Source organism: Candidatus Margulisiibacteriota bacterium, from assembly GCA_041650635.1.
In the GTDB taxonomy this organism is placed as follows: domain Bacteria; phylum Margulisbacteria; class WOR-1; order JAKLHX01; family JBAZKV01; genus JBAZKV01.
The window spans coordinates 18880-30966 of record JBAZKV010000012.1 but is presented as its reverse complement, the minus strand read 5'-3'; the positions used below and the strand labels follow the sequence as shown (position 1 = coordinate 30966).

Annotated in this window: 16 protein-coding genes; all 16 read left to right on the top strand. The window is 48.3% G+C overall.

The features are described from left to right. The first annotated feature begins 16 nt into the window (after positions 1 to 16). Positions 17 to 403 carry an endonuclease domain-containing protein gene (locus tag WC490_04625; protein MFA5097893.1) on the top strand — a complete coding sequence of 129 codons (387 nt, stop codon included), beginning with the start codon at positions 17 to 19 and terminating at the stop codon, positions 401 to 403. Next, positions 391 to 1038 carry an alpha/beta hydrolase gene (locus WC490_04620; protein MFA5097892.1) on the top strand — a complete coding sequence of 216 codons (648 nt, stop codon included), beginning with the start codon at positions 391 to 393 and terminating at the stop codon, positions 1036 to 1038. The genes WC490_04625 and WC490_04620 overlap by 13 nt, the downstream gene beginning before the upstream one ends. A gap of 29 nt (positions 1039 to 1067) precedes the next feature. Continuing rightward, entirely contained in the window at positions 1068 to 1832 is a 765-nt protein-coding gene (bioC, locus tag WC490_04615; GenBank protein MFA5097891.1) for a malonyl-ACP O-methyltransferase BioC, read from the top strand. Next, a complete protein-coding gene (gene bioD, locus WC490_04610) occupies positions 1829 to 2458 on the top strand; it encodes a dethiobiotin synthase (protein ID MFA5097890.1) in 630 nt (209 codons plus the stop codon). The genes bioC and bioD overlap by 4 nt, the downstream gene beginning before the upstream one ends. Before the next feature lie 11 nt (positions 2459 to 2469). Continuing rightward, positions 2470 to 3822: an adenosylmethionine--8-amino-7-oxononanoate transaminase gene (gene bioA, locus WC490_04605; GenBank protein ID MFA5097889.1), complete on the top strand. Its 1353-nt coding sequence runs from the start codon at positions 2470 to 2472 to the stop codon at positions 3820 to 3822. Continuing rightward, positions 3797 to 4267 (top strand): hydrogenase maturation peptidase HycI, encoded by a 471-nt coding sequence (gene hycI / locus WC490_04600; GenBank protein MFA5097888.1) that lies wholly within the window; start codon positions 3797 to 3799, stop codon positions 4265 to 4267. The genes bioA and hycI overlap by 26 nt, the downstream gene beginning before the upstream one ends. Before the next feature lie 67 nt (positions 4268 to 4334). Continuing rightward, positions 4335 to 5198, top strand: a complete 864-nt coding sequence (locus WC490_04595; GenBank protein ID MFA5097887.1) for a hypothetical protein — start codon at positions 4335 to 4337, stop codon at positions 5196 to 5198. 92 nt (positions 5199 to 5290) lie between these two features. Continuing rightward, entirely contained in the window at positions 5291 to 5530 is a 240-nt protein-coding gene (locus WC490_04590; GenBank protein MFA5097886.1) for an NADH-quinone oxidoreductase subunit J, read from the top strand. A gap of 2 nt (positions 5531 to 5532) precedes the next feature. Then, positions 5533 to 5763 (top strand): hypothetical protein, encoded by a 231-nt coding sequence (locus WC490_04585; protein MFA5097885.1) that lies wholly within the window; start codon positions 5533 to 5535, stop codon positions 5761 to 5763. After that, positions 5760 to 6077, top strand: a complete 318-nt coding sequence (gene nuoK, locus WC490_04580; protein ID MFA5097884.1) for an NADH-quinone oxidoreductase subunit NuoK — start codon at positions 5760 to 5762, stop codon at positions 6075 to 6077. The genes WC490_04585 and nuoK overlap by 4 nt, the downstream gene beginning before the upstream one ends. A gap of 1 nt (position 6078) precedes the next feature. Then, on the top strand, positions 6079 to 7893 hold the full coding sequence (locus WC490_04575; protein MFA5097883.1) for an NADH-quinone oxidoreductase subunit L: 1815 nt from the start codon (positions 6079 to 6081) through the stop codon (positions 7891 to 7893). After that, positions 7893 to 9362, top strand: a complete 1470-nt coding sequence (locus tag WC490_04570) for an NADH-quinone oxidoreductase subunit M (protein ID MFA5097882.1) — start codon at positions 7893 to 7895, stop codon at positions 9360 to 9362. Before WC490_04575 ends, WC490_04570 begins: the two co-directional genes overlap by 1 nt. 1 nt (position 9363) lies before the next feature. Continuing rightward, positions 9364 to 10845, top strand: coding sequence for a proton-conducting transporter membrane subunit (locus WC490_04565; protein ID MFA5097881.1), 1482 nt, complete (start codon positions 9364 to 9366; stop codon positions 10843 to 10845). After that, positions 10842 to 11165 (top strand): NADH-quinone oxidoreductase subunit A, encoded by a 324-nt coding sequence (ndhC, locus tag WC490_04560; protein ID MFA5097880.1) that lies wholly within the window; start codon positions 10842 to 10844, stop codon positions 11163 to 11165. Before WC490_04565 ends, ndhC begins: the two co-directional genes overlap by 4 nt. Beyond that, complete coding sequence (locus tag WC490_04555) at positions 11166 to 11594, top strand: NADH-quinone oxidoreductase subunit B family protein (GenBank protein MFA5097879.1); 429 nt, start codon at positions 11166 to 11168, stop codon at positions 11592 to 11594. Next, a complete protein-coding gene (locus WC490_04550; protein ID MFA5097878.1) occupies positions 11595 to 12080 on the top strand; it encodes an NADH-quinone oxidoreductase subunit C in 486 nt (161 codons plus the stop codon). The last annotated feature ends 7 nt before the right edge of the window (positions 12081 to 12087 follow it).

The following is a 12087-nucleotide window of genomic DNA, read 5'->3' as shown; positions in this document are numbered from 1 at the left end:
GAGGGGGAGACTTATTTTGAGACAGATAAAAAAGGAATTTGCCAGGCAACTTAGAAAAGAACACAGATGGGAAGAGAATAAGGTATGGCAATATCTAAGGGACAGCAAATTTTTAAAACTCAAATTCAGAAGACAATTTGTTATAGAAGGATTTATCGTTGACTTCTGCTGCCGCGAGTTGAAGCTGGTTATTGAGATTGACGGTCCGATCCATCTTAAGCAAAAAGAATATGACAAAGAAAGACAAAACATCATAGAATCAAAGGGTTACACTTTTATTAGGGTGACGAATAAGGAAGTAAACCAAAGTATTCACAAATTATTTGATAGGATAAGGCAACTGTACGATAATATCCCTCTCCCTCTGGGAGAGGGTAGGGTGAGGGCCAAATGTTCAAGATAACCAATAATCGCTGCGACACCTCCCTCATCCTTCTTCCCGGCTGGGCAACGGACCACCGGATCTTCGAGAAACTGGATCTGCCCTATGACTACATCCTGCCCGCGCCATTCAACCCAAACACATTTGAAGCCGAATTTCTTGAGTATGCCGTCCAAAACAATATTAAAAAGGTCTCCCTCTTCGGCTGGTCTCTTGGGGGATACTGCGCGGCAGACTTTGCCGTCAAGCATCCGGAGATGATTGAGGAGCTGATCCTTGTTAGTATAAAAAAGAAATATGAAAAAGACGGAATAGAAAAGGTCAAAGGATACCTAAAAGAAAGCAGGAAGGCATATCTTTATAAGTTCTACCTTGAATGCTTTGCCGGAGGAAAAGAACAGGCTTCTAAATGGTTCAAGGATAAATTGATGAAAGAATATCTGGAAATGTTCTCTCTTGAAGAATTGTATGCGGGACTGGACTATCTGGTCGCAAACCCGCTTGATACGGAAGCGCTAAAAAATACCAAGGCGTCCTTTATCTACGGCCTCAATGACCGGATAGTGCCGGCCAAAGAAGTTATAGAACTAAAGAAAAAGCTGCCCGGAGCAAGTTTTGAACTTGTCGAAGGGGCAGGACATATACCGTTCCCATAGATCGCCTGCGATTTGTTATCATTATCTCTATGCCCAAGACGGCAAAAGAGACTGTTAAACGCAACTTTTCCAGGTATGCCAAGACCTATGACAGGTATGCCGGAGTTCAGCAGCAGGCTGCACAGAAGCTGATCGGGATGCTTCCGGAGAGCGCGCATCAGATACTTGATATCGGATGCGGGACCGGGCTGCTTACAAAAATGCTGAGAGGCAAATATAGATCGGCGCGCATTTACGCTCTGGACATATCAGACGAAATGATACTGGAGGCGAAGAAAAAGGTGGGCGATGCCGAGTACATTGTTGCTGATGCGGAAGAATTCTCCTCGGCAGCTCCTTTTGACCTCATTGTATCCAATGCGGCTTTCCAGTGGTTCAGGGACTTGGAAAAAGCGCTGCTGTCCTTTAAGGAACTGCTTGGTCCGGGCGGAAGGATGATGTTTTCGATCTTTGGCCCCCTGACATTCCACGAGCTCTACTGGACGCTACGGTCCTGCCTGCAAAAGAACATTTTTATAAGTTCAAAAGCGTTCCACGGAAAGACGGAACTGGCGAAGATCCTGGCACGGGTGTTCAAAAAAACGGCAATAAAAGAAGAAATACTGAAAGAAAAGAACAGGTCTCTCAAGGACCTTCTGACTAAGATCAAATACACCGGGACTCAGGGACAGGGAGTTATGGGGACGAGGTACCTTGGCAAGGAGGCGCTGAAAAAAATGGAGGAGCTCTATAAAGAAAAACATAAGGGGCTCGAGGCAACTTACCAGATCTTCTTTTGCGAGGCTCAAATATGAAGGCTGTTTTTATCTGCGGGACGGATACCGCTGTGGGCAAGACCTATTTTACGGGAAAAATCTATAACGAACTGCTGGACAAAGGCATCAACGCGGTCACGCAGAAGTGGGTGCAGACCGGCTCCAAAGGTTTTTCTCCTGACATAGCGCAGCATCTTAAGATGGCAGGAAAAACCAAAAGAGCTGTTAAGGATATCATTGATCTGGTCAATCCCTACAGTTTTAAGCATGCTTCGTCCCCCCATCTTGCGGCCAGGCTCGAGAAGAAAAAAATAGATGTGCAGAAGATAAAGACCTCATTTAAGAAACTTTCAAAAATGTTTGATCATGTGATAGTGGAAGGGGTGGGGGGCGCTCTGGTGCCGTTGAACAAAAAGACCCTGGTCATCGATGTCGTAAAAGAGTTGGGATTGCCGGCCGTAATTGTCGCGGCAAACAGGCTTGGCACGGTAAATCAGACGCTTATGACAGTTGAAGCATTGAAAAAAAGAAAGATAAAGATACTTGGGATAGTGTTCAACAATATGCAGGAGGACCAGGACCCAAAGATACTTAAGGATAATCCCTTAATAATAAGTGAACTGGCCGGGGTCCCGGTCCTTGGAACGCTGCCATATAAAGGATGAACTGCAATAACATGAGCGGATGGATCAAACGCGATCTAAGATACAACTGGCACCCCTTTACGCAGATGAAGGACCATGAAACACTTCCTCCTGTATTGGTCGAAAAGGCAAAGGGTGTAAAGCTTTTTGACGAAAAGGGAAAATTCTATTACGATACGGTCTCAAGCTGGTGGTGCAATGTCCACGGGCACTGCCACCCAAAAATAATCGCAGCGGTAAAGTCCCAGATAAAGAAGCTGGACCATGTAATGTTCGCGGGGTTCACGCATAAAAAGGCGGTTGAACTTGCGGAAAAGCTGATCTCAATTGCTCCAAAAGGACTGGCCAGGGTGTTCTATTCGGATGACGGCTCAACAGCTGTCGAGACCGCGCTTAAGATGTCGTTCCAATACTGGAAGAATAGGGGGGTAAGGACCAAAGAAAAGTTCGTCTGCCTTGAGCTGGGTTATCACGGCGATACCGCAGGGGCTATGAGCGTAAGCGAAGTGGATGTTTTTAATAAACTGTTCAAGCCTCTGTTCTTTAGATCCTTCAGCGCGCCCACCCCTTATTGTTACAGGTGTCCTATGAAGAAAGAAAGGGTATCGTGTTCTATAGACTGTATTAAGCCTCTTGAAGTTCTGCTGAAAAGAAGGTCAAAGGAGATCTCTGCTTTAATAATGGAGCCCATCGTTCTTGCCGCGGGAGGAATGATCATTTATCCTCATGAATACCTGAAAAGAGCCGCGCAACTTTGCAAAAAATATAATGTTCATCTTATCCTGGATGAGGTGGCTACCGGATTCGGCCGCACCGGCAAAATGTTCGCCTGTGAATGGGCCAAAGTATCACCCGACTTTCTGTGCCTTTCCAAGGGGATAACCTCCGGGACCCTGCCCTTTGCCGCAACTCTTACAACAGAAAAGGTATTCATGGCATTCCATGCGGACTATGAAAAACGCAAGTCCTTTTATCACGGGCATACTTATACGGCAAATCCCATAGGCTGCGCCGCGGCTCTGGCAAGCCTAAAGCTTTTCAGGCAGGAGAAGACCCTGCAAAAGGCAAAAAAACTTTCCGGACTACTCAAGAAAGGACTTTCCCGATTAAGAAGCCTTCCTTTTGTCGGGGATGTCAGATGTAAAGGCCTGATCGGGGCAGTTGAGCTTGTCAGGGACAAAACCGCAAAAACACCATTTGCTTTTGAGGATAGGATAGGACAACGGATCTATAAGGAAGGGCTAAAGCACGGTCTGATCCTGAGGCCCATAGGAAATGTGGTGTATTTGTATCTGCCGCTTTCAACCAGGGAGAGCGAACTTAAAGACATCCTTAAAAGGATGTATAAGGTGTTAAGCAGTGTCAGTTCAGGAACTCAAAAATAAAATAACAGGCTATACAAAACTTGTCGTTATAGGCGTCGGCAACGAAATGAACGGGGATGATGCCGCAGGGATGTTTATTGCCAAAGAGCTGCAAAAAACATTGAACAATCCTAAGGTTGAGGTCTTTCTCGGCGGAACAACACCCGAAAACCTTACGGGGCCGATAAAAAAGACAAAAGCTTCCCATATCTTGATAATTGATGCCGCAGACTTTGGAGGAGAGCCTGGCGGTGCAAAAATATTGGATAAGGAACAGATAGAAGGTGCCGGGTTTTCCACTCATTCTTTTCCGCTGTCGGTATTTGTTGATTATTTAGAACAAGAGACCGGAGCAGTGGTGGTATTGTTCGGGATCCAGCCAAAGAGCATGAGAGCGGGAGACGGCATATCTCGGGAAGTTGAAGAAGCCTTGCGTAAGATGATCCGGGCCATAAATCTGCAATAGCCGCGCTGCTGAAATCCCCGTAAAAATCTGAAGATAAACTTTCAAAGGAGTCCTGGCGATGAAAGGTGTGCCATTAAATCTGAGGCCAAGAGTGACAATGCGGCAGGTGCGGACTGTGGAAGCCTGTGTTCCGTTTGACAATAAATATGCAAGGATCGCGCATGATAACGCGCTTTGTGTGGCAATGGAATCACGCCTTTTGTGTTCACACCTTATAGCTCCTTCGGTCCAAAGGGCGAACGATCTGGGGGTCCCCATACATGTTATAGCTAATCTGACCCAGGGGGGATATCTTTTGCGGAACATGGAACATGTTCTTGATGACGCGGGAGTTGTGCATTATAGCGAAAAGGTCAGCTCCAACTGCCTTTATGACGATGTATTTAGGATATTGAGGGAAAGTACCGCGGGATTTGTCCAAAAAGAACATATTGTGGTTGTTCTGGATACAACACGCGACAACACACCCATTGGGCATGTTCCACAAGCTTATCGCGGGTATAGGGATTATATTGAGCTGTTGAACAAAAGGGGAGATCTTTCTATTAGCCCATATTCGTTCGTAGTCTACAATAAAGGTGCAAATTATGCGTATGACAAAAATGGGGCAATAGAAAGACCCAAAGAATTCAATGCTGATGACACAGTTCCCCTTTTAGAGTTTAGTCCCGGAGCATTTTATCCGATAGCAGAATTGTTCCCTCCTGTTATGGTGTTTGCCAACGGAGCTCTTGCTCAAAGAACGGGAGACGCTCTTGTTTCCTCATGGCTAAAAAATGGTCGGAGGTATGTTTCTGGTGCTTGTGATGCGGGGGCTCCATACTATGGGGCGCACTATTTTAGAACTGATAAACTGGGGCTTTCGTTTGAAGCCTATTTTTTTGAAAAAGCCGGGCTGATCATAGCAGACTCTTTGTCCGCCCCGGCATAAAGAACCCCGACCGGCTTGAATACAAATTCTATTTCCGTTATAATTCCAGTGTAGTCCGCCGACGGAGGCGGATTTTTATTGAAAAGGACGAAATGAACCTTATACTTTTGACAGGGTTAGTCTTAAGCGCGGCAGGCGCGGTCCTGCTGAAGGACCTTCTCAAGGCCGGTATCTGTCTCGGGATACTGAGCATACTTCTCTCGATAGCTTTTTTTAAGATGAACTCCCCCTATGCCGCCGTATTTGAGCTCTCTGTCTGCGCAGGCCTTATCACCGTAATGTTCTCTACGGTCGTCAGCATGACCAATGACGAGGACGGGCAAAGAAAATGAGCGTGAAGAACATTGTTCTCCTTTTGTCCGCGGTACTGCTGCTGCTCTCGTTCCTTGTTATAGGACTATCTCTTTACTCGGTCCCGGCCCTTCCGTTTGCGATAATCAACCTCGGCGATTTTCACCATGTCCTCTGGAATTTCAGGAAGCTCGACACCATAGTCCAGGCAGTGCTGATCTTTACTGCTGCAATGGGCATACTGGTTTTCTTTGCCGAAAGGAACAAGCAATGAACCTGCCTTTTCCCAATATAGACCTTAATCTTGCGGGCTCTGCTGTCCTGTTCTTTATCGGCTTTGCCAGTGTTCTAAGGACCTCCAACATGATCAGGATGATCATAGGAATAGAGATAATGGCAAGGGCGGCGAGCTTTGCCTTTATCAGCTTCGGCTATCTTCACGGCAACACCTCGATAACCCAGTCCCTGGTCGTCACTATTATAGTGATTGAAGTGGTGGTCACGGCCATTGTTCTGGCTCTGATAATGAACCTTTTTAAGCAGAACCGCTCCCTGGATGTCAAGCATCTTAATAAGTTGAAAGGATAATATGGTTTTTGGCGCGCTTGTTATTTTAGTGCCAGTTTTGTCAGCGGCCCTGGTGCCGGCGGCCCAGCTCTTTGGAGGCGGGTTCAGGAATGCTTTTGCTGTCCTTGCGGCCATGATAACTGCCGTGTTTTCGCTGATGCTTATACCGCAGATAAGTCAGGGAAGCGCTTTTTCTTTCGAATGGCTGCCGGGCATAAATATCGGCATCACCCTTGATGCATTATCGGTCAACCTTGTGTGCGTTGCAGCCGTGATCGGCGCCTTGATAGTGCTTTATTCTGTAAAATACATGGAAAAAGAGGACGGCCTTCTCAGGTATTACAGCCTGGTACTGCTCTTTATCGGCTCGATGATAGGGCTCGTGCTTTCCGATAACTTCCTCACTCTTTACATCTTCTGGGAGATAGTTGGGCTGTGTTCATATGCCCTTATAGGTTTTTTCTACAGGGACCCCAAAGCCGTCCGCGCAGGCATCAAGGCCTTTATGACGACCAGGGTGGGGGATATCGGACTTCTTATCGGCATCCTTCTATTATATGTATATACAGGCACTTTCAATATGGCTGAGGTAGCCGCAAAACTAGGGATGCTGCCTTCGGCTGTTCTTGCCGTTTCAGCCTTCGGCTTTATGCTGGGGGCGATAGGCAAATCGGCTCAGGCGCCGCTTCATGTGTGGCTGCCCGATGCCATGGAGGCTCCCACCACGATCTCGGCTCTAATCCATGCCGCCACCATGGTCAATGCAGGCGTCTATCTTATGGCAAGGGTATTTCCTCTTTTTCATGAAGTTCCTTACTGGACAACTTCACTGGCCTGGGTGGGAGCGCTCACCGCCATCCTTGCTGCTTCCATGGCACTTTCCGAGAAGGACCTTAAAAGGATACTTGCTTATTCTACCGTCAGCCAGCTAGGCTTTATGATGTTCTCTATAGGGGCGGGCGGGCTGTTTGCCTCGCAGTTCCATCTGATGAGCCATGCCATCTTCAAGGCCCTTCTCTTTTTGTGCGCCGGCGCCGTTATCCATGCCGTCGGCACAAGGAACATAGATTCCATGGGAGGCCTTTTTGGCCGGATGAGGTTGACAGCGCTCTGCTTCGGCGCCGGCGCCCTTGCTCTTATGGGCATTCCCATCCTTAACGGTTTCTTTTCCAAAGACCTTATCCTGGCGGCGGGTTATGCATCCAAAGAGACCCTTCCTTTTATCCTTATATGCATTGCCGCGGTCTTTACGATCCTTTATACACTTCGCACTTATTCAAAAGTTTTTCTCGGTGCCGGCTCTAAAGCCCATGGCCATGATGCTCCGTGGCAGATGAGCCTTCCGCTGGCGTTGCTGGCGCTTGCCTCTTTCGTTAGTTGGCTTTTGGCGCCGGCTTTTTCAAGCAGCCTGCATCTGTCCGGCATTCATGTCGAGCATCTTGCTTTTTCGGAGTTCATGCGCGAGATATTTTTTAGCAGCATAACTATACTTTCTCTGGCCGTTATAACCACGGGGGTTGCCGCTTATTATTTCAGACGAAGGATATTATCCCTGCTGGGTTTTGCTGCCCGACCTTATCTTTATGCTGCCGGACGGGGCTTCTGGTTCGATGACCTCTACGGGGCTTTGATAGGGAGCTTTATTTCCGTTTCCGCGTCTGTTTCAAGGATCCTGGACGAAGGCATCCTGAACAGGTTCAATTATGCTGTCGGAAGCGTTTTTTATTCCTTTTCTTCCAGTCTCAGGAAAGTGCAGACCGGAGAGCTTAATCTTAACCTTTCCGGAATGGTCCTTGGCCTTGCCCTGGTTGTCTGGATGATAGTGTGGAGGCGGTGATGGATATTTTTGTTCTTACATCCCTTGTGCTTCTGTTTCCCTTTTTGGGGAGCGTGCTGATATTCCTTTTCGGCAGGGACAGAGGGTTCTTTTCTTCCGGGGTATGGGCCTGTGTTTTTGCTTTTGCGTCGATGGCCGCAGCTTTATTGCTTCTATTTTTTCCTCCTTTTGATAAGACCGTCTCTATAACGGGGGAGTGGATAAAACTGGTCGGCATCAAGGGAGGCTTTTATTGCGACGGGCTCTCGATGATGGCGGCGGCAGTCTCATCCGTGGTCGCCTTTTTAGCCGTCATATATTCGCTGGGTTATTTTAAGAACGAAAAAGACTTCAATTCCAGGGCATTTTACTCCCTGGTCATGCTTTTTCTTGCCGGCCTTACCGGGGTTTTCTTTTCTTCCGACCTTATCCTTTTTTACCTGTTCTGGGAGATGATGCTTCTTCCGACCTTTGCTTTTGTCGCTTACTTTGGGGCAGATAAAGCAAGGTCGTTCGCCATAGCGGTAAAGTATTTCATTTTTACCCATCTGGGAGCGGTACTTCTTTTGTTCGCTTTTCTTATGCTGTTCTCCCTTACCGGGACCACCGATATGCTTTCCATAAAATATATGCTCCCGGCAGTAGCGCTGTTCCCGCTTAAGATAGCGTCTCTTCTGCTTTTCTTTGGTTTTGCTGTAAAACTGGCTGTGTTCCCGATGCACAGCTGGCTTCCGGAAACATATGTTAATGCTCCTTATCCTGCAACCGTGCTCATGTCCGCGGTCATGATGAATGCGGGTATCTACGGTCTTTTGAGGTTCCTTTTTGGAGTGATGCCAAGGGTCTCTGTTGAGCCGTACCTGCTTCTTATGATGTCCCTGGCGGTCATTTCCCAGCTCTACGGAGCTTCGCTGGCATATGTGGAAAAGAACATCAAAAAACTCGTCGCTTATTCCTCCATCTCGCAGATGGGCTATGTGCTTTTTGGCGCGGCCACCGCTACGGCCCTGGGGATCTCCGGGGCGGCATTCCATCTTGTTAATCACAGTGTAATAAAAGCCCTTCTCTTCATGACGGCGGGTGCTGTTTTCTTTTCGGCAAAAAACGAAAATACCGAGCAGCTGGGCGGGCTGGCAAGGGCTCTGCCTTTTCTGGCTTTGCTGGGCTCTGTTGCCTGCCTGGCCATTTCAGGGGTTCCGCTTTTTGGAGCGTTCCAGAGCGAGTGGATGATCTTTGCAGGCGGCTTTATGAGCGCATATCCCTGGCTTGCCGCTCTTTCCGTCCTGGGGATAGTGCTGACGGCGGCATACGCCTTAAGGTTTGTCGCAGCTGTGTTCTTTGGTGAAAAGGAGCCGGCAGCAGGGGAAAGGCCTGGATATCTTGTCTATGTGCCGATGGTTCTTCTTGCTCTTGCGACATTGTTAATAGGATTGTTCCCGGGTTATGTCTCATCTTTTGTAAGACTTTCCATAAAGATGCTGGGAGTATAATATGGCGGCACTAATGCCTTTGATGATATTGTTCTGCGGGGCTTTTCTGACATTCCTGATCTCCAGGCTTAGTCCCAATAAAGGCCTTGCGGGCTGCATAACGGCATGTGTGTCTCTTGTTCTTGCTCTGGCAAGCCTTGCCATTATCTTTGTCATGCTAAGTTCGGGTGCCGCGGTGCATTATCCGGTCAACCTCTTTTATTATTTTGCCGCGGTCAGGTTTGACCACCTCAGCCTGCTGCTTGGCTTTACGGCGGTTACGCTGGCCCTAATGGTAGCGGTGTACTCCTACAGATATATGGAGCATGACCTGTCGCAGGATAAATACTATCCGCTTCTCCTAATAATGACGGGCGCGATCGTGGGGCTGGGCGCTTCGACCGATCTTTTCAATATGTGGGTTTTCTTTGAACTTATGTGCGTTGCCTCATATATCCTTGTTTCTTTCAGAAAAGAAAGATGGGAAAGTCTTGAGGCAGGGTTCAAATATATAGTGATGAGCGCTACCGGCTCCATGTGCGTGCTTCTTGGTATTGCGATCGTTTTTGGCTATACCGGCTCCCTTGACCTTCTCACTCTAAAGACACGCCTTATGATAGGTTCCGGCATCCCTCTTGCCTTTGCCGCAGTTCTGTTCATTGCAGGCTTTTCCGTAAAAGCGGCGCTTGTTCCGTTCCACAGCTGGCTTCCGGATGCCCATTCCGAGGCCCCGTCCGGTATCTCGGCAATGCTTTCCGGGATCGTGATCGAGGCCGGGCTCTTTGCACTGCTTAAAACGCTCTTTGCGCTTTATTTCCTCGGGCTTGATACGGGTTCGGTACTGATAGTCCTTGGAGTGATCTCAATGTTCTTTGGGAACCTGATGGCGCTTCCGCAAAAGAGGATAAAAAGAATGCTGGCTTATTCCTCTATAGCGCAAATGGGCTACATTGTTCTTGGTATCGGGATAGGGATGCATTACCTGTCGGTTGCCGGGATGGAGGGCGGGCTGTTCCATGTAATAACACATGCGGGAATGAAGGGGCTGGCCTTTCTTGCGGCCGGAGCCGCTATCCATTATTGCGGGACCGTCTATCTTGATGACCTGAGCGGACTCTCAAAAAAGATGCCAGTTCTGGCCCTGGCGTTTGCTGTGGCGTGCCTTGGCCTTGCGGGTGTTCCTCCGCTTTCAGGTTTTATGAGCAAATGGATGATATATTTGTCCGGAATTTCGGCGGGAGGCAAAGGCTATCTTCTTTCGGCGTTCGCTATCTTTAATTCCGTTCTTTCTTTGGGGTATTATCTGCCCGCGATAAACAGAATGTACAGCAGCAGGCAGAGCGAGTTCGTGGCATCGGCAAAACACCCGCCGGTATCCGTAATGGCGCCGCTGGTGCTGCTTGCACTTTCTGTCCTAGCTCTTGGTCTGTGGCCGGACCTGGGTTTGTTCGTTGTTAACGGAGCGGTCGGCAATGCCTACGGTCTTATGGGGGTGCTTAAATGATGGAGACAGTCTTTTCTCCTGTAGGGATCTTTGTTTTTTTTCTTGGTCTTTCCTGGCTCATTTATAAAGGTGCGGGACTTATCGCTCCAAAACCGGGGGGCCAAAGTGGTAAAATAAAAATGTATGCCTGCGGCGAAGACCTCCCGCAGAAAAAGCACAATCCGAACGCGGCTATGTTCTTTCATATCGCGCTCTATTTTACGATAATAGATGTCGCGGCCCTGACGATAGCTACGCTTTCGCATGGGGTCTCTCCGCTGCCCGTATTCTTTTATATAGGAGGAGTGGCGCTGGCTGTTGCGGCGCTTCAATTAAAATAAATGCTTAAGAACCTGATAAAGTGGGCAAGGATCAAATCTCCGTGGGCGGTCCATTTCAACTCCGGCTCCTGCAACGGCTGCGATATAGAGATAGTATCGGCGCTGACCCCGAGGTTTGATGTCGAGAGGTTCGGGATAGTGCTAAAAGGGACCCCCAGGCACGCTGATGTGATGCTGGCAACAGGACCGGTCAACCACCACAGCAAAAGCAGGCTCAAAAGGGTCTATGACCAGATGCCGGAGCCGAAATTTGTCGTAGCAATAGGGAGCTGCGCCTGCTCCGGGTGCGTATTCCGCGGCTGCTACAATAACCTGCAGGGGATCGACTCGGTGGTGCCGGTGGATGTTTATATACCCGGTTGTCCTCCGAGGCCTGATGCGATAATTGACGGAGTGGTAAAACTGCTCAAAAAGATACAGGGGGCATAGATGAACGAAGATATTCTGGCAAAATTGGAAGCAAAGTTCCCGGCAGTGATAGCGGACTTTAAGAGCCCGCGTAAAGCAAGGATATATTTCAGGCTGACAGGCGGCCAGTTCAAGGATGTTCTGGTCTACCTGATGAAGGACCTTGGCTACAGCCATTTAAGCACTCTTACCGCAATCGATAACAGGACAGAATTTGAAGTGATCTATAATCTTTTTGGAAAGAACACGGGTGTTTCTATGGCGGTCAAGGTTGACCGCAGCGATCCCCGCATAGATACGATCACGGACATTGTGCCGGGAGCCCTGGTACACGAAAGGGAAATTCAGGACATGATGGGAATAAAGGTGAACAATATACCTGACGGCAGAAGGCTCATAATCCCAGAGAATTGGCCGCAGGACCAGTACCCGTTAAGGAAAGACTGGAATATAAGCATGCTGCCGGAATCATTCAATGACGGCCTGTTAAGAAAATGGAGAGAGTAAAAATATC

Excerpts from the sequence above, each read along its gene's own strand:
- WC490_04620 (MFA5097892.1), top strand. The coding sequence starts at position 391 with ATGTTCAAGATAACCAATAATCGCTGCGACACCTCCCTCATCCTTCTT.
- bioC (MFA5097891.1), top strand. The coding sequence starts at position 1,068 with ATGCCCAAGACGGCAAAAGAGACTGTTAAACGCAACTTTTCCAGGTAT.
- bioD (MFA5097890.1), top strand. The coding sequence starts at position 1,829 with ATGAAGGCTGTTTTTATCTGCGGGACGGATACCGCTGTGGGCAAGACC.
- bioA (MFA5097889.1), top strand. The coding sequence starts at position 2,470 with ATGAGCGGATGGATCAAACGCGATCTAAGATACAACTGGCACCCCTTT.
- WC490_04590 (MFA5097886.1), top strand. The coding sequence starts at position 5,291 with ATGAACCTTATACTTTTGACAGGGTTAGTCTTAAGCGCGGCAGGCGCG.
- nuoK (MFA5097884.1), top strand. The coding sequence starts at position 5,760 with ATGAACCTGCCTTTTCCCAATATAGACCTTAATCTTGCGGGCTCTGCT.
- WC490_04575 (MFA5097883.1), top strand. The coding sequence starts at position 6,079 with ATGGTTTTTGGCGCGCTTGTTATTTTAGTGCCAGTTTTGTCAGCGGCC.
- WC490_04570 (MFA5097882.1), top strand. The coding sequence starts at position 7,893 with ATGGATATTTTTGTTCTTACATCCCTTGTGCTTCTGTTTCCCTTTTTG.
- WC490_04565 (MFA5097881.1), top strand. The coding sequence starts at position 9,364 with ATGGCGGCACTAATGCCTTTGATGATATTGTTCTGCGGGGCTTTTCTG.
- ndhC (MFA5097880.1), top strand. The coding sequence starts at position 10,842 with ATGATGGAGACAGTCTTTTCTCCTGTAGGGATCTTTGTTTTTTTTCTT.
- WC490_04555 (MFA5097879.1), top strand. The coding sequence starts at position 11,166 with ATGCTTAAGAACCTGATAAAGTGGGCAAGGATCAAATCTCCGTGGGCG.
- WC490_04550 (MFA5097878.1), top strand. The coding sequence starts at position 11,595 with ATGAACGAAGATATTCTGGCAAAATTGGAAGCAAAGTTCCCGGCAGTG.